This is a genomic window from Candidatus Magnetobacterium casense (assembly GCF_000714715.1).
Lineage (GTDB): Bacteria > Nitrospirota > Thermodesulfovibrionia > Thermodesulfovibrionales > Magnetobacteriaceae > Magnetobacterium > Magnetobacterium casense.
The window spans coordinates 13878-30344 of the sequence record NZ_JMFO01000016.1 but is presented as its reverse complement, the minus strand read 5'-3'; the positions used below and the strand labels follow the sequence as shown (position 1 = coordinate 30344).

The 16467-nt window shown below is 51.2% G+C and carries 14 protein-coding genes; 7 read left to right on the top strand and 7 right to left on the bottom strand.

What is annotated here, in order from left to right; all coding sequences use genetic code 11:
- Positions 1-56: 56 nt before the first annotated feature.
- From Mcas_RS09645 to hemH, 3 genes are all read right to left on the bottom strand, one after another.
- Positions 57-314 carry a DUF465 domain-containing protein gene (locus Mcas_RS09645; protein ID WP_052567103.1) on the bottom strand — a complete coding sequence of 86 codons (258 nt, stop codon included), beginning with the start codon at positions 312-314 and terminating at the stop codon, positions 57-59.
- A 91-nt stretch (positions 315-405) separates the two neighbouring features.
- The gene (hemG, locus tag Mcas_RS09640; protein WP_040335324.1) at positions 406-1782 is read right to left on the bottom strand and encodes a protoporphyrinogen oxidase; all 1377 of its coding nucleotides are present in this window, start codon (positions 1780-1782) and stop codon (positions 406-408) included.
- A 39-nt stretch (positions 1783-1821) separates the two neighbouring features.
- A complete protein-coding gene (hemH, locus tag Mcas_RS09635) occupies positions 1822-2772 on the bottom strand; it encodes a ferrochelatase (protein WP_040335323.1) in 951 nt (316 codons plus the stop codon).
- Between the two features lie 152 nt (positions 2773-2924).
- Here hemH and Mcas_RS09625 point away from each other — a divergent pair, with 152 nt between their 5' ends.
- From Mcas_RS09625 to Mcas_RS09605, 5 genes are all read left to right on the top strand, one after another.
- On the top strand, positions 2925-4217 hold the full coding sequence (locus tag Mcas_RS09625; protein WP_162176297.1) for a TolC family protein: 1293 nt from the start codon (positions 2925-2927) through the stop codon (positions 4215-4217).
- 5 nt (positions 4218-4222) lie between these two features.
- Positions 4223-5392: an efflux RND transporter periplasmic adaptor subunit gene (locus Mcas_RS09620; RefSeq protein WP_040335320.1), complete on the top strand. Its 1170-nt coding sequence runs from the start codon at positions 4223-4225 to the stop codon at positions 5390-5392.
- Entirely contained in the window at positions 5310-8597 is a 3288-nt protein-coding gene (locus Mcas_RS09615; RefSeq protein WP_200873675.1) for an efflux RND transporter permease subunit, read from the top strand. Before Mcas_RS09620 ends, Mcas_RS09615 begins: the two co-directional genes overlap by 83 nt.
- A 539-nt stretch (positions 8598-9136) precedes the next feature.
- Positions 9137-9724, top strand: coding sequence for an imidazoleglycerol-phosphate dehydratase HisB (hisB, locus tag Mcas_RS09610; protein WP_040335318.1), 588 nt, complete (start codon positions 9137-9139; stop codon positions 9722-9724).
- A complete protein-coding gene (locus tag Mcas_RS09605) occupies positions 9724-10320 on the top strand; it encodes a YkgJ family cysteine cluster protein (protein ID WP_052567102.1) in 597 nt (198 codons plus the stop codon). Before hisB ends, Mcas_RS09605 begins: the two co-directional genes overlap by 1 nt.
- Before the next feature lie 163 nt (positions 10321-10483).
- Here the strand turns inward: Mcas_RS09605 and Mcas_RS17655 are convergent, their stop codons facing one another.
- On the bottom strand, positions 10484-11677 hold the full coding sequence (locus Mcas_RS17655; protein WP_081853754.1) for a lectin-like protein: 1194 nt from the start codon (positions 11675-11677) through the stop codon (positions 10484-10486).
- Positions 11678-11906: 229 nt separating this feature from the next.
- Here Mcas_RS17655 and Mcas_RS09590 point away from each other — a divergent pair, with 229 nt between their 5' ends.
- Together Mcas_RS09590 and Mcas_RS09585 are read left to right on the top strand one after the other, a co-directional pair.
- Positions 11907-12620 carry a hypothetical protein gene (locus Mcas_RS09590; protein ID WP_040335316.1) on the top strand — a complete coding sequence of 238 codons (714 nt, stop codon included), beginning with the start codon at positions 11907-11909 and terminating at the stop codon, positions 12618-12620.
- A 117-nt stretch (positions 12621-12737) separates the two neighbouring features.
- The gene (locus Mcas_RS09585) at positions 12738-13001 is read left to right on the top strand and encodes a hypothetical protein (protein WP_040335315.1); all 264 of its coding nucleotides are present in this window, start codon (positions 12738-12740) and stop codon (positions 12999-13001) included.
- A 173-nt stretch (positions 13002-13174) separates the two neighbouring features.
- Here the strand turns inward: Mcas_RS09585 and Mcas_RS16710 are convergent, their stop codons facing one another.
- The 3 genes from Mcas_RS16710 to Mcas_RS16705 all read right to left on the bottom strand — a co-directional run bounded on the left by Mcas_RS16710 (position 13175) and on the right by Mcas_RS16705 (position 16416).
- Entirely contained in the window at positions 13175-13657 is a 483-nt protein-coding gene (locus Mcas_RS16710; RefSeq protein WP_052567100.1) for a hypothetical protein, read from the bottom strand.
- A gap of 137 nt (positions 13658-13794) precedes the next feature.
- Complete coding sequence (locus Mcas_RS09575; protein WP_040335314.1) at positions 13795-15093, bottom strand: B12-binding domain-containing radical SAM protein; 1299 nt, start codon at positions 15091-15093, stop codon at positions 13795-13797.
- A gap of 63 nt (positions 15094-15156) precedes the next feature.
- Entirely contained in the window at positions 15157-16416 is a 1260-nt protein-coding gene (locus Mcas_RS16705) for a metallophosphoesterase (protein WP_052567099.1), read from the bottom strand.
- Positions 16417-16467 lie beyond the last annotated feature (51 nt).

The following is a 16467-nucleotide window of genomic DNA, read 5'->3' as shown; positions in this document are numbered from 1 at the left end:
CTGGTTTTATCAACACAATACCCCTCCCTTTATGGAAGAGGTCCGGGGAGGGGGCATCACCCCTCCGAAGATACCCCGGCTGCCATCGAATAATCCGGCATCTTCTTGTACTGTCTTATCATCTCTGCAATTCTGTCCTTTTTGAACAGTTTTTCCTTCTGTATCTCCTTCCTGCGAAAGTCCTCTTCAGTGGTCAGATACAGCTTCTTGTCCATCTCGTCTATCTGCAGGTCCAAGTGTCTGTGCTCCTCAAACAGCCTCCTGAATTGCTCGTTATCTGACCTTAATCTCTCTACGATCTGTTCCTCTGTCATTGCTACCTCCTTAATAAAGGTTTACTATCTTATGGTGTTTATAAATCATAAAAAAAAGCTATACGTGTTATCCGTGTTCTTTCTGATATCGCTATACATCTGCAAACATCTCCCCGGCAATCCTCTCAACCAGCGCAAAGGAGGTCTCTATGCAGTCGTTTACCCCTATGCCCCTGTACGAATTGCCATGCAGATACAGCCCCCGGTGCCGTTGCATCAGGTGGCCGATCCTGTCCAACATTGCGGGATGGCCTTGGTTATACTGTGGAATGGCTTTTTCATGTCTGTATATCTTTATCATTTCGGGGGTATCTTTCAGGCCAATGATGTCGGACAATTCTGTTAGTACGGTTGAAACGAGGTCGTCGTCTTTCAGCAGGGCGATGTGTGGATTTCTTGCCCCGCCGGCCATTGTTCGCAAGAGGGTGTATCCCTCCGGTGCCCTGTGTGGAAAGACAGTTGAGTCAAACAGCGTCCCCAGGGTCTTTTTTCCGGCCCTGGAGGGAATCAAAAACCCAAAACCGTCAACGCCATCGCCTTTTATATGTTCCGTTTTGATCCCCATACACACTACCGATACGGGGGGATTGACGATGCCGGCAAGTTCCCGCGATATTTGAGCGTCCAACTCCCTCAGCATAACGCAAGAGGCATATGCCGGCGCTGCCAGTATGACCACGTCTGCCTCTATGGGGTCTTGTGCGTCAAAGTGTACGACGTACCTCTCACGCACCCTCTGCACTGCCACGGCAGAATGCCCCACCATGAGCCTGGGACCCAACCTTTCACTGAGAACGTCGATGATACTGCCCATACCTGCATCAAATGACGTCAGCACACCACCGGGGCCTGCCGAAACGGTCTGCTTGGTCTTTCGACTCTGCCACATCTTTTGAAGCATTCCGCGTATCAATCCGCCGTAGTTGGCCTCGAGATTGTACACCTTGGGAAAACATGCCTTCAAGGACAACTGTTGTGCATCCCCTGCGTATATGCCAGAGGCCATAGGGTCGATCAGGGTTTCGTATGCCTCCCTGCCCAACCTCCTGGTTGCAAACGAGGCGAGGGTCTCATCTTCGATGTCTTTAGCCGGAGGCAGAAACGCCTCCATCAGTACCCGTACCTTGCCCCCTGCACTGAGCAAGTCGGAACGTACAAAGGCCGTCAACCCCTCCGGTACCCTCTGCAACCGTCCCCCCCAGTATACGTAACGACGCCTGGCTCCTTCGTTGCTCCGAACCGGAGAGAGTCCTAAGCGAGCCGACAGCTCAAGGGTTCTGGGGCGGTTATCGAGAAATCCGTTGACTGCACTTTCGATAAGATAGCCACTCTCCTTGTGCGTCCATATCTTCCCCCCCGGTCTGTTCTGCCCCTCAAATACCCGTATCTCTGATGTCGGAAACCTCTCTGCAAGCAGATACCCGACGGTTAATCCCGCAATGCCACCCCCAACTATTGCAACTGTCATCTTCTCCCTATGTCACCCGCTTACATTGTGCTGTCAGCATCATTTATAATACCCGTTTATAATATCTGTGAGGGCTTCTATGAACAAAGGCTCTGTGTTTAAAGCCCTCGTCCTCTTTAATATTATACCATGTTTTTTTGCTAAATGTGAATACAAAATATCTATCTCATACAGGGTCTCAATGTGGTCAGAGACAAAGCTGATGGCAACAACGATCAAACGTCTTACGCCCTCGGCGGAGAGTTGCAGGATTTTTTCCTCCGTGGAGGGAGTCAGCCACTTTACGGGGCCGCTTCGGCTCTGGAAGGACAGGTGGTAGGTTGGCCCGGGCAGCATTTCTTTTATGAGGTCGATGGTCTTGTTGAGTTCATCGAGGTATGGGTCGCCGTTTTCGATAAAGTAGACCGGCAGGCCGTGTGCGCTCATGAGGATGTGGCAATCTGCGTGGTTGTCGTCACCGATAGCCTCCACAATGGACTTGACAAGGGCATCGATGTAGAGTCTGTTTTGCGACCAACTGCGGATGTAGGTGCAGGGCAACGGATAGGTCTTGAGCACGTTCTGGAGTTCGGCAAATGCCGATCCGGTTGTGGCCAGGCTGTAGTGCGGGTAGAGGCTCAGGGCGATAAAGTGCTGTATGCCGTCTGCGTAGGCCTGTGCAACCGCCGCCTCTATAAACGGATGCCAGTATCTCATCCCCACGTAGACCCTGAAGTTGCCACCGAGGGAGGTCTGCAGGGCATTGGCCTGTTCAAGCGTGAGGCGAGTGATGGGGGATGCTCCGCCTATCTGTTGGTACATTGCCCTGGTCTTTGGTGCGCGGCTCAGGGCAATAGAGGCGGCAATGGGGCGCTGCAAAAACTCCGGCCCCAGCTTTATGATCAGCCGGTCGGAGAAGAGGTTGTACAGAAACGGTCTCACCGCTTCCAGTGAGTCCGGCCCTCCGAGGTTTAAGAGCAGCACGCCGGTGGTATTACTTTTCTCTGTCATCAGGATATTGTAACATAATCAAAAAAAAAGAATGAAGAAGAAAAAGACGACCCCCTTGATTTTCTTCTGACATTTCTTTTACACTGTTCTTACACGTTATGGTATACAGGGCAATCATAAGAACATGCTGGACGGTATGCTTTTTACTGGTAATGCCGGTGATAGCAGGGGCAGCGGACATAAGCCTCAGAGACGCTATCGGGTTGGCCATGAAGGACAACCACCGGATCAAAGCCGTCACCTTCGCAAGTGAGGCATCAAGCAACGATGTGGACATAGCACGCGCAAACCTGCTCCCCAAGGTCACCTTTGAGGAAACCATCATGCGTACAAACAATCCCACATACTACTTCATGTCAAAGCTCAACCAGAGCCGCTTTTCGCAGCAGGACTTTGAGATAAGCGCACTCAATCACCCCAATCCGATCAACAACTACCGCACAAACCTTGAATTTGAGATGCCGCTGTTTGCGCGCAAGGCATCCCTGGGGATCGACATCGCTAAAGACGCACTCGATAGCAAACACCACGAGCTTAAGCGTATCAGGGAAAGCGTTGCCTTCGATGTGGTAAAGGCCTACGTGGGCGTAAAGATTGCCGGAGCGTATGTCGGGGTAAGCAACAAGGCCATTGAAGACGCAGGGGAACACCTGCGGGTGGCCAGGGTGCGATACGATACGGGCGTAGGCACGTATGCGGACGTCTTACGGGCGCAGGTATCTGTGACAGAGGCAGAGAGCAGGCTGGCAGGTGCCCAAAAGACCTTGAACTCCTCAAAGCGCTTCCTGGGCCTCATGATTGGTTCAAACGAGCCATATGGCATCGTGGATGAGGATATCATCATAGAATTGCTTCCTTACGAAGAATACAATACCATTGCTGCCAAAAGGGCCGACGTGCTCTCCATGGAAAAAAATAATGAAACGGCAAAAAAAATGATAAAAATGGCACAGGCCGACTATCTGCCTTTGATCGGTGTGGGCGGCAACTATCAGTTCAACGATCGCAACATACCGTTTGGCTCCGACGGGGATAGCTATCAGCTTATGGCGTTTATGCGGATAAACGTATTTGACGGCCTCAAGCGTGAGCACGAAATAGCAAAGGCCAGGTACAAGGCCAACGAGGCGGCAGAGTATCTGGAGGGATTGAAGAAACAGGCAGGGTTTGAGGTCTATGACGCCTATCTTGGGGTCGTGGAGAGCGAAAAGAAGCTGGCCCTGGCGCTGGATGCCCTGAATGTTGCCGAAGAAGGGCTGAGACTCACGGCCAAACGGTACGCCAATGCCATGGCCCCGATGGTCTCCCTGCTGGACGTGCAGGCGGCTACGGATAAGGCCCGTGCAGATGTGGCCGCGGCCAAGGGACAACACATTATAGCGCTGGCAACACTGGAGTTTTATGCCGGGAGAATTTTAAATGTTTTCGATATACAGAGGAGATAGCGGTAATGTTAAGAAATAGGGTATTTTTATTACTTGCGATAATATTTGCGATAATAGTCTTGTTGGCTTCATGTGAAAAGACCAGGCATGAAACAACAGAGAAGGTCTCCCGTCCGGTTGTAAAGGATGTCACAACGGAAAAGGTTGCAGCTACGGAGGTGCAGGACGTCTATGAGACCAGCGGTACGGTCAGGGCGGAGAACGTCACCGTGCTATCGGCCCGCGTAATGGGTCAGATAAAGGCCATCCACGTCAAAGAGAGCGACACGGTAAGGGCCGGAAAAGTCCTGATCGAAATAGACGACACGGAGTTTTCCAAAAAGCTCGCACAGGCACAGGCCGCACAGGCCGAGGCAAAGGTCGCCCACGATATGGCGCAGGAGACAAAGCGCCTCGCTGATATCACATTCGCACGATACAAGCGCCTCTATGAAGAAAAGGTGCTGACCGCCCAGGAGTTTGACGAGGTTGATGGCAAGCGCAACATGGCTGCCCTGTCGGTGCAACAGGCAAAGGCTATGATTGGGCGTACCGAGGCGGCTATTAACGAAGTAAAGGTGTATTTTGGTTACACGAAGATAACGGCCCCCTTTGACGGCGTCATAGTCAAAAAGATGGCAGAAGCCGGGACGATGGCCGCACCGGGGATGCCGCTTATAACAATGGAACAGGCCGGAAAATACACGGTAAATGTGAGCCTCGATGAGCGCATGTATAATCACGTAGCTGTCGGACAGAAGCTCAACGTCCGTATCGATGCCACAGGCGGCAGTGAAACCGGTACCGTGTCGGAGGTCAGCCCACAGGTAGACCCTGCCGGCAGGACGTTTAATCTGAAGATATCCGTTACTGCCAAGGACGTTAAAAGCGGTTTTAATGCCACAGTTGATATCCCCGGTGGTATGCGCAAGGTCATCCTTGTGCCGCAGACCGCAGTTGTGGACAAGGGGCAGTTGACCGGAGTCTACACCGTCAGCAAGGAAGGCGTTGTCAGTTTCCGTATGGTTAAGGCCGGGAAGGTCTATCCGGACAAGGCCGCCGTTGAGGTGCTCTCCGGACTGAATGAGGGCGATGAGGTGGTCGTAGGCGGGGTTGGCAACGCCATCGACGGTGGGACGGTTTCCAGGACCGGGGCATCAGGGACCGGGGCAGTCACCACTGAGGGTGCAAAGTAGGAATATGCAACACCTGGGGATATCAGGCAAGATAGCGTCTTCGTTTATAAAGTCAAAGCTCACGCCGTTGATTGTTTTTGCCTCTCTGTTGATGGGGTTGTTTGCCGTCTCGGTGACCCCGCGTGAGGAAGAGCCGCAGATAGTGGTGCCGATGTTTGATGTCATGGTCAGCTATCCGGGGGCGTCTGCCAGGGAGATGGAACAGCTTGTCACATACCAGATGGAGAAGGTTCTCTCCGAAATCACGGGCGTGGAGTTCGTCTACTCGGTGACAAGACCCGGCTTCACGCTGGCCATAGTCAGGTTCTACGTTGGCGAAGATACCGAAAAAAGCTCCGTAAAGCTCCACCAAAAACTCGCCGCCAACTTCGATAAAATCCCCGCAGGTGTCTCAAGACCATTGATCAAGCCCAAGTCCATTGACGAGGTGCCGATAGTTTCTCTGACGCTTTCAAGCGACGAGTACTCCGCCTATCAGTTGAGAAGCGTTGCCATGCAGGTTGCGGACGAAATCAAGAAAGACAACAACGTCGCTGAGATATACGTAACTGGCGGACAGACGAGACAACTCAGGGTGACGTTCAGCCCGGAAAGACTCAAGGGCTATGGACTGTCACCGCTATATATAATCAATGCGCTCAAGAACTCAAACGTGCTGCTCCCCTCGGGGGTGTTCCAGCAGGACAACGTGGAGTACGTGGTTGAAACCGGCAAAAACTTGCAATCAGCACAGGACGTCAAAGACATCATTGTAGGTGTCCATAACGGCTCTCCAGTCTATCTGAGAAACGTGGCCGATGTCACGGACGGCCCTGGTGAACCATCCAGTTACGTCTTTATGGGCCACGGGGCACGGGCAAATCATCCCGGACTCTCAAACGCCGTCACAATAGCACTGGCAAAAACCAAGGGATCAAATGCCACCACAATTGCCGAAAAGGCCATCGAAAAAATAGAACACCTCAAGGGCTGGTTAATCCCAAACGGCATCAACGTCACCGTGACACGCGACTACGGCGAAACGGCAAAGGAAAAGTCCGACTCCCTCCTGGAGCACCTCTTTATTGCAACGTTTTCTGTAATCCTGCTGATAGCCTTCACGCTTGGATTTAAGGAATCAATCGTGGTGGCGGTGGCCGTTCCGGTGACGCTGGCCCTTACGCTGCTGATAAATTACCTCTTTGGTTATACGCTAAATCGCGTGACGCTCTTTTCGCTGATCTTTTCAATTGGCATACTTGTTGACGATGCCATAGTGGTCGTGGAAAACATCCACCGACATTTCAAGCTACACGGGGCAAGCGTAAGCAGTGCCGTAGCGGCCGTGGATGAGGTGGGCAATCCGACGATCCTGGCCACATTTGCCGTGATCGCCGCCCTTATGCCGATGGCCTTTGTCAGTGGTTTGATGGGGCCGTATATGAGACCTATCCCGGTTGGTGCCTCATCCGCCATGATATTTTCCCTGCTGATCGCCTTTATCGTGACCCCGTGGATGGGTTACATGGTGCTTAAAAACGTCAAACACGACTCCCACAATTCCCCGGAACAGGATGACGAAGGACAGGGAATGTTATCGCTCTATGAAAAAATAATGAAGCCGCTCCTTGAGCATCGCCTCTACAGATATGCTGCCCTGTTGGCAGTGTTGTCGCTTCTGGGTGGTGCTGTCTTGCTCTTGCCGTTGAAGCTGGTAACCGTCAAGATGCTCCCCTTTGACAACAAAAGCGAATTGCAGGTAATTATAGACATGCCCGAGGGCGCCACGCTTGAAAAAACCGCCGAGGTTACACGTGCCCTTTCGGAATACATAAAGACCGTTGCCGAGGTCATGGACTTTCAGTTGTACATAGGGACGTCTGCCCCGTTTAACTTCAACGGTCTGGTCAGACACTACTACATGCGTCAGGGTGCCAACATGGCCGATATCCAGATAAACCTGCTTGACAAGAGCAAGCGTACCGCCCAGAGTCACGACATCGCCAAACGCATCCGTGCCCCACTCGGTGAGATAGCCGCCCGCTATGGCGCCAACATAAAGATTGCGGAAATCCCCCCCGGCCCTCCCGTGATGAGCACGCTGGTGGCCGAGGTCTACGGCCCCGATACGACACGACAGATCGAAATCGCCAGAGATATCATGGGGATTTTCAAAAAGACCGATGGCGTTGTTGACGTAGACTGGATGCTGGAGGACGACCAGGTCAAGTACGTCTTTGAAACCGACATGGACAAGGCATCCCGCAGTGGCGTCAGTGCCGAGGCCATTGCCGGTACGATGAGGACGGCCCTAAACGGCATGAGCGTAGGACTCCTGCACTCGGAGACCGACAAGGAGCCAGTGGAGGTGGTGTTACAGGCTGCACTGCAAAAGAGGTCCGGCCTCAGTGTCCTGGAGGGCATCACGGTGCCTTCGCAAAACGGCACGTTGTTACCGCTGATGGAACTGGTTCGTGTCAAAAAGGAGATTGAGGATAAGACGATCTATCACAAGAACCTCAGGCGTGTCACATACGTCACCGCCGACGTGGCAGGCAAAGAGGAAAGCCCCGCATACGTGATCCTCAAGATGAAGGATGTCATCAAGCACTTAAAGCTCCCCGAAGGGTACGAGCTTAAACAGTATTTTTCCGGTATGCCCTGGCTTGACAAGACGTACTCGATGAAGTGGGATGGCGAGTGGCAGATAACCTATGATGTGTTCAGGGACATGGGAATTGCCTTTGCCGTTGTGCTTATTCTGATATACGTACTGGTTGTGGGATGGTTTAAGAACTTCATCACGCCCCTTATCATAATGGCGCCGATTCCACTTACGCTCGTTGGTATACTGCCCGGGCACTGGATGATGGGTGCATTTTTTACGGCCACCAGCATGATAGGCTTTATAGCGTTGGCCGGGATAATCGTCAGGAACTCGATACTCCTGGTCGATTTCATTCAGGTCGATTGGAACGAATCCGGCAATCTCAAGGATGCCATCATCAAGGCTGGAGCTGTGAGGTTTCGGCCAATTGCGTTGACTGCCCTGGCCGTCCTGGTAGGCTCCCTCGTGATGCTCTTCGACCCGATCTTTCAGGGTCTTGCCATATCCATGATGACCGGGGCGGTGGTTGCCACGTTGTTGACGCTTATAGCGGTCCCGCTCCTGTTTTACGAGTTCTACAAAAACAGGAAATGCCCCACCACCGTGGATGAGTGCTAATCGGGAAGAAGAAAGAAGGGGGCGGTTTGTGGCAGGGGTGCCCCACCCCCCCTCAGACCCCCCTGCAAGGGGCGGGGCGCAATCTTGTCGCAGCGGGTCGCACCCGCCCCGGGCACGAAGAAGTCCCCTTGATCCCGTAAAGGGTTGGTTGGTTAGGTTGAGGGTTAGGTAGAAGTTCGTTAGCTTGTCAGTCCTCACTGTATGCTCTATCCTCTAAATTGCTGGGGTGCATAAGAAAGTAGTGGCTAATGGATTCCTGCTTGCGCAGGAATGACACATATGGGCGCAAAATGCCATTTCCTGTCATTCCCGTGAAAACGGGAATCCATCTCCAAAAACAGCATTAAATGGCTATTTAGAAAAAAACAGTAAATAATGCTTCCCTTGACGCCACCAAAAATTTATGCGCCCAATTGCTGTGGATGTTTGTGTTTTGAGTTCTGGTGGTGTATAATATAGAGATGGTAGTGATATTACCATTAGAGGTATAGGTTTAAATTAATCATGGCTGGTAATCTGACAAAAATTAGGAGTATCTGATGAATAGAAGGGCACAGACACACAGAGAGACAACAGAGACGGATGTCAGCGTCGAGATAGACCTCGATGGCAGCGGAGAGGCACACATTGACACAACGATACCGTTTCTCAATCACATGCTTAACCTCATGGCCAAACACGGCCTGTTTGACATCACCATAACGGCCAGGGGCGACACGGAGGTTGATTACCACCACCTGATGGAGGATATGGGGATCACCATAGGTCAGGCGCTGTCACAGGCACTTGGCACCAAGGAGGGCATAAATCGCTACGGTGCGGCCATCATCCCGATGGATGAGTCGCTGGCGGAGGTGGTCATTGACCTCAGCGGGCGACCATACCTGGTCTATCACGTAAAGGAGACCCTCGGCACCCTCAAGGACCTGCAGGTGTCACTCTTTGAGGACTTCTTCAGGGGTCTGAGCAATCATGCCCTGTGCAACCTGCACATCATACTGCACTACGGCAGGGACGCCCATCACATATACGAGGCCATCTTTAAGGCGTTTGCGCGGGCGCTCTCCGTGGCCATTACCAAGAATCCGAGGGTCGAGGGCGTACCATCCACAAAGGGGACACTGTAATGGCTGCAAATGACCTGACTCCGTTTATGGATAAGCTGGGCGAAATATATCGGGAAATCGACGAGCAGTATGCCCACATGCAGGGCGTCTATAACGGCTTTGGTTGTGACGGGTGCGATGACAACTGTTGCACGACCGTGTTTTACCACTACACACTGATCGAGGAGTACTATCTGTTTCGCGGACTGGCTGAGATCACAGATCAACAATTGGTCGAGGCCGTATTGCAGAATGCCGAGACCTACCGTCTGCAGGTGGCCAGACGTCCGCATGACAGCCACATGCTGAGGCTCATGTGTCCGGTGAACCATCAGGGGCGTTGCATTGTCTATGAGCACAGGCCGCTGATATGCCGTATCCACGGTGTAGCGGCGGTGTTGCATTCGCCGACGAAGGGCAGGCAGCAGTGGGATGGTTGCCAACAGTTTGTGCAACAATACGGCGAGGACGTGAAGACCAAGGGACAACTGCTTGATCGGACGCCGTTTTATTCCAGGATTGCAACGCTTGAGAAGCAGCTCAGGGAGGAACTGGTCTATGTGCAAAAGGTCAAAAAGACGATAGCCGACATGATAGTTGACTTTGCCAATGGATGAAATAACAGCAGAGGTCTCAAGAGAGGAACTCATTAGTTTGTCAATAAACCTTATACAAAAGACAAGGAGGCTGATTACCAACACCGTAACCAACCTCCTTGTTGTGCATCTATCCTCTTAACAGTTACTTACCGGATTTACCGAAAGCCTATTTACCAAGAGCCTACTTAATAATATCCCAGTCACTCATGGGGACTAGCCCAATCACCTTTTTGTCGGCTATCTCCATGCCGTCCATGAACCAGACAACCAACAGTCCTGAAGTCATGTTATGCCAGACGATATCGTACTTGCCGTCCTTGTTGAAGTCTCCAACCTTCTTGATGTGCCAGTTGAGGTCTGACATCGTTATGGGCGAGCCCTTGCCTGACGCTGAGGCACCATCCATAAGCCAGATACCAACCTGACCGCTCTTTGAGTTTTGCCACAGGATATCAGCCTTGCCGTCGCCGTTGAAGTCGCCCACGCCCTCGATCTTCCAGGTCAGGTTGTCAACCGTCCCCGGTGTCCCGTGTGTGAGTACCGTTCCGTCCTCCTTCATGAGGTAGATGTATACCATGCCCGTTGTCTTGTTGTGCCAGAGGATGTCGTCTATGCCATCGCCGTTGAAGTCGTACTTCAGCCCCCTTGTGGTACTGGTGCAACCTGATGTGAAGGTGACGGTCACGCTTTTACTTGAGGTTACGTTTACCGTGCAAGTGTTAGCGTTTGTGGTATCGCAGCCCGTCCAGGTGCCGAATGTTGAGCCGGAGTCTGCTGTTGCGGTTAATGTCACGGTCGTGCCGGTGTTGTACGATGCAGAGCATGTGCTTCCGCAGTTGATCTTGCCGTCTGCGCTTGTTACGCTGCCGGAGCCGTTGCCGGACTTCGTGACGGTCAGGGTGTACTGAGACGGTAATGGTGATTCCCATTCGCAAAGTGAAACTTTGGAGTTAGAACAATCGCTATCATTCCATTTCCATTCTGTTCCTGAATTCCATTGTGTTTTCGGGGGCCAGTATTCGAGACAATTCTCATTTCCCTGATAATTATCAGGTTGATAACTATCCCAATTTGTAAATTCCAATTTTTCGTTAGTTACCCATTTCCAGGTGCCTTCTGATTCTGCATCAGTTGCTCCAAGCCAACAAAATTTGTCATTAGGAGTAACTGAAAATAAGTTATCGATAAGAAACTTATTCTCATCGGTTGACGTTATGGTTGCTAAGTATCCGCCTAATTTTTCGCAATTGGCCTTTGCATCGGCCCATGTCATTTGTGTATCGATTCTCTGGTAGGTGTGGTTGTTTGCTGGATTGACGACCTTTTCCGAGTCAGCCGTCGCTACCCCCCCATTGTAGCAAGTATCATGCCACATATCAACGCTGCCACAAATATCTTTCGCATAACCTACTCCTTCGTTGCACTATTTTTTTGCTTTACCCGGCACCCGGCTGGGTATCGCTCATGTCTCGGCAAAGCCAAGCCTTTATATGGTATCACATGTTAAACTCAACTGTCAAGGATTTTTTTTCGGCAAGCGAACCCACTACTTGTCAAACAGCCCTGAGACATGGTATTATTAAGCAGCAAGGAGGTTTATGACAATGTATGCAACGGAAGATAGTTTAGACAGGTTAGAGGCTATTGTTGGGGAGCTGGCCCGGGAAAATGCGGAGCTGGCCCGGCAACTGAAGGAGTGGGCAAAGCGGGCCGAGGAGGATACCCGGCAGGCTGCGGAGGATACACGCCAACTGAAAGAAGCAATGAGGATATCATCGGAGAGGGTTGATACGCAACTGGCAAAAACCGATGCGCAACTGGCAAAAACCGATGCGCAACTGGCAAAAACCGATGCGCAACTGGCAAAAACCGAAAAATTGGTTGCAAAAACCACAAAGACTGTCAATGAACTAACTGGCAAGTGGAGTAATTTTGTGGTGGGGTTAGTTTTGCCGGCAACAAAGAAGATGTTCCAGGAAAGGGGGATTGAGCTGAAAAGAGTCCATAAAGGTGTCTATATAGAGGATGCCAACGTGGAGATTGACATCTTGGGAATTAACGGCCAATATGTAGTGGCAATAGAGATCAAGAGCACGTTAAAAGTAGAAGATGTAAATGAGCACCTGGAGCGATTATCCAAATTTAAAGAAGCCTTTGATGAATATGTCGGGCGGATTGTCATAGGCGCGGTAGCAGGCATTGTCATAGATAAAGGAGTTGACAGGTATGCTTATCACAAAGGTCTCTTTGTCATTGGCCAAAGCGGTGATACGGTCAGGATACTTAACGACGGTAAGTTTGTGCCGCGGCATTTTTGAACTGCTCCGTGCCTTACCAGCTAACTATTCAGTTGTCATTCAACCCGTAACAGCCTTGCAGGTTTAAAATGCATCTATCAGACATATTTATCATAAGAACTGAAATGGAGTAACAACATGGAAAAACAATCCGTACCACTTAAAGAGGTAAGGGAACTGGCAAACAAGTTTACCCCCCAGGAAATAGAAACCTGCATAACACAGCAACTTCAGGAAGGCATAAACGAGTGCAAGATGGGCGGCCCTACCGATCACGTCATCAACGAACTGTCCAAGGCCGAGTTTGTAAGGGCTCGCATGGAGGCAGGGTTGACGCTGACCGACGCCATGCGTGAACTTGCCAAGAGGATACGCAACGTACAAAGCGGCTTTACGGGGTAACGCGCAACGTATCAGGCAGATTTAATTATGGGGTCAAGGGGTCAGCGACCCCCGGCTCGGTGGGGGACTGGTCCCCTTGCAGGGGGTTCTAAAGGGGCCAGGTGCGACCTGGAGCGACAAAGAAGCGGAGCCGCCCCTTTCTTTTTTTTTGTCCCATGCACCCTATATCCGATTTATTTGTGTGTGGCAGCCGTCTTGCCCAACCACACCTGGACACGCGTGTTGTTGCCCCAATCGCCGGGGATATTGATGTAAATGATACAGTTTTTGTTTGACTTGGAAAAGGCCAGTATAACGTTCTTCTTTGCATAGGAGGAGGCAATGAATTCCCAGCCCCTCTTTGGCATCTCGTGGTTGAAGAATCTGATCAGGGACTCCACCGTTACCGGTGCAGAGTACGTCAACGCACCGCCGACAAAGGCACGGGTGTTGATCAGGATAGATTCGTCCTCTTCCAGATTCAGTTCCTGTGGGATTGCAATGTCCTCAAATTCCGTCCCCATGAGATTGATGTGACCTGGCAATGGCGCCGGGGCGGGAGGGACTGAGGCAGGTTGCCCCGACTCCGGTGAATTATCGGCCCTTACGGTTGTGGTTGCAGTGCAGCCGGCAACTGCAACTATAATCAGCCATCCAAATATTATTGCTCTGAGCATGTCTGTGATATCTACCTCCTTTAGTCTTAATATTAACGTATCGTTACATTCTACAGTATAGCACATTTGTGTGGATTGAGGCAACACGCATGCACGCCCCCCTATTTCGTAGGGAAGGTGGACACTTTATTGCACACTTACTTTGACAATAGCCCTTTTATCCTCATGATGGTGTTGAAGATATTTTCGGTATATGCGGTTGCGGGGTTGTTGTAGTAGGTGGGGTAGAGGAGGTTGTCGTTTGCCTTGATGGTGCCCTGCGACAGGGCTAGTTCACAGAGACGGGTGTGGGGTTCGATCCGCAGGGTGTTAAACTCAAAGTGTACGCGGTTGCCCATCTGTGCCTTGGCTTTCAGGAAAAAGGCTATCGTAGAGATGAAGTTATCAAAGCTCTGCCCCGGGGGATTCTTAAAAAAGTTGTAACTAATTTCCACCCCGTCCAACCCCCTGACGATGCCATAGGCCCTGAGGATGTCTCTCATCGTGATGTTCTTTCCAAGCCGACGCAGACAGTGACCGGAGAAGCCATCCGGGGAAAATATTATATTGCTGCAACCCGCCCTGACAACAAGCTCAAGGAACTGTCGCGTCAGATGTTTTTCGCTAAACCACGCCGACCATTTAACCACAAGTTGTCTGCGCAGTAGCTCGTTGCAGATATCCTCGGCGTGTTGCAGTGGAACGTTAAATATGGAATCAACAAACGTAAACCGTCTCACACCAGAATCCTCAACAAGCCCCTGTATGTCGTCCACCACCCTGTGGGGAGAACGCAGACGCATCTTTTTGCCGTTTAAAAAGCCATAGACACAGTATATGCACCCCATGCTGCACCCCCGCTTTGTCTCCACCCCTATGGCACCCTCTCCATATCGCTCCACCGACATCCCGTAGCGCCGAGGCAGTGGCAGGGCGTCAAAGTCCAGCGCAACCCCACCGAAGGAATAACGTACCTGTCCGTCCCTTCTGTAAAAGACGTTGGGTACGACCGAGGGGTCATCTAAATTATCCAGGAGCAGCGGCAGGACGGCCTCTCCCTCTAAAAAGACGCCGTAGTCGATACTTGGCTCGTCCTCCATGATCTGAGGGGCAAAGATGGAAAACCCCGCCCCGCCTGCAATGACCTTGACCCCTGTGGTTGTGGCCCTTATGACATCCAGTGTTTCTTTTATATATGCGTAGTAGAAGACGCTCTCCGACTTATTGGTAGAGTCTATGTTCCTGATTGATATGCCCACCACATTGGGGGAGAATTGTCGGAGTATATCTCTGAGTCTATCAAATGGGGCGTGGTAGAGGTTTGTGTCAAGGGTCATCACCTCGTGTCCGGTCAGTGATGCCTTGAGGCAGGCCAGAGACAGCGGAAAGATAGCCCTCCGCGGGTGTTCGCCCTTGTCAGCACCACCCAGGTATGATTGGAGCAAAAGGACTTTCACCGGAGTTTCTTTAAATATAGCATTTTAAGGCTGCAACAGGGGTGGCGCTGAAATCACTGTTGCTCACAAGACCTCTGTGAACTTGAACATATCCGTCCCACACGCCGGGCAGATACTGGGAGCCCTCTCCCCCCTGTGTGTATAGCCACATCGGGTACAGGTGTGATATTTCTCAACAGGGATATCCATGCCATCGGTTAATTTATCAAGCGCATCAGACAGCATGGCATGGTGAACCCTTTCTGCCTCCATGGCGGCACTGATTGCCGTATAGGCTCTTTTAGAACTATTAGTCCCTGAGGTCTCCAGGTAGGCGGGATATATTTGGGTGAATTCTTCCTTTTCGCGCTCTATCGCACTGACGGTGTTTGCCTTGGTATTGCCCAACTGATTGGAGGCGATGAGCATGTTCTTTGCGTGTATAAATTCCGATTCACTCAGTGCCCTGAATAATTTTTCCATGCCGCGCAGGCCATGGTTTCCGGCTATTTCGGCGTAGAGGAGGTACTTTCTGTGCGCCTGCGATTCCCCGGAAAATGCCGCCATCAATCCCTCAAGTATCTCTCTGTCGGCGCCATCCTTATCATATACAGGGGTGGTCCTCTCAAAAAATATATCCGTTATCTCCGGAGACCACTTGCCCTGCTTGTAGACCATCTTAAAGGTGTGATGAACATTAGCCTTCAGACACGTGTTCTCAATAGGATCAAGCCTTGACCCTGCACCGCCTGTAACAATTACCCGATAGCCGTCAATCTTATAATCAAAGGCCGAGTGTACGTGTCCACAAAATATCAGTCTTATGCTCTCTTTATATTCATCAGTTGCCCGTTTGAGCTTATCCCACTCCTCTGCGGCGATGTTGTTTTGTATGAAGGGATTGGGTGGAGGGATGTGAAACATGACAAAGACATTGTCACCGGCATTTTCCCTCAAAGTTGATTCGATAAACTGTATGGTGGCATCCGTGAAGTATCTCCGTGAGTTGTCTGCTATCAGCAGCAGGGCATTAGGGGCCTTGATGAAATAATCCTTTCTGCCCAGGAATCGGTCATACTCCTTTACATCGTGATTTCCCGCTACACAGAACACGGGCGTTTTAGCATTGGAGTTGACAATATCTATAAATTGTCTGAAGTACTTCTCCGTCCCAACGGGGACCAAGTCGCCCAGCACAACAGCAAGGTCTGCCTGCATACGCAATATCTCTTCAAAGATCACTACGTTTTTTGTATTGTAACCATCGCATCCCGGGTCTCCACACACCAGGAAAGAAGAGATCTCCGTCTGCAGGAAAATGTTATCTTCGATCTTTTGTATCATAAGGGGGTCATGTGCTGCTACTGGAGACCAACCGTTCCCCTGTAAGGGGAG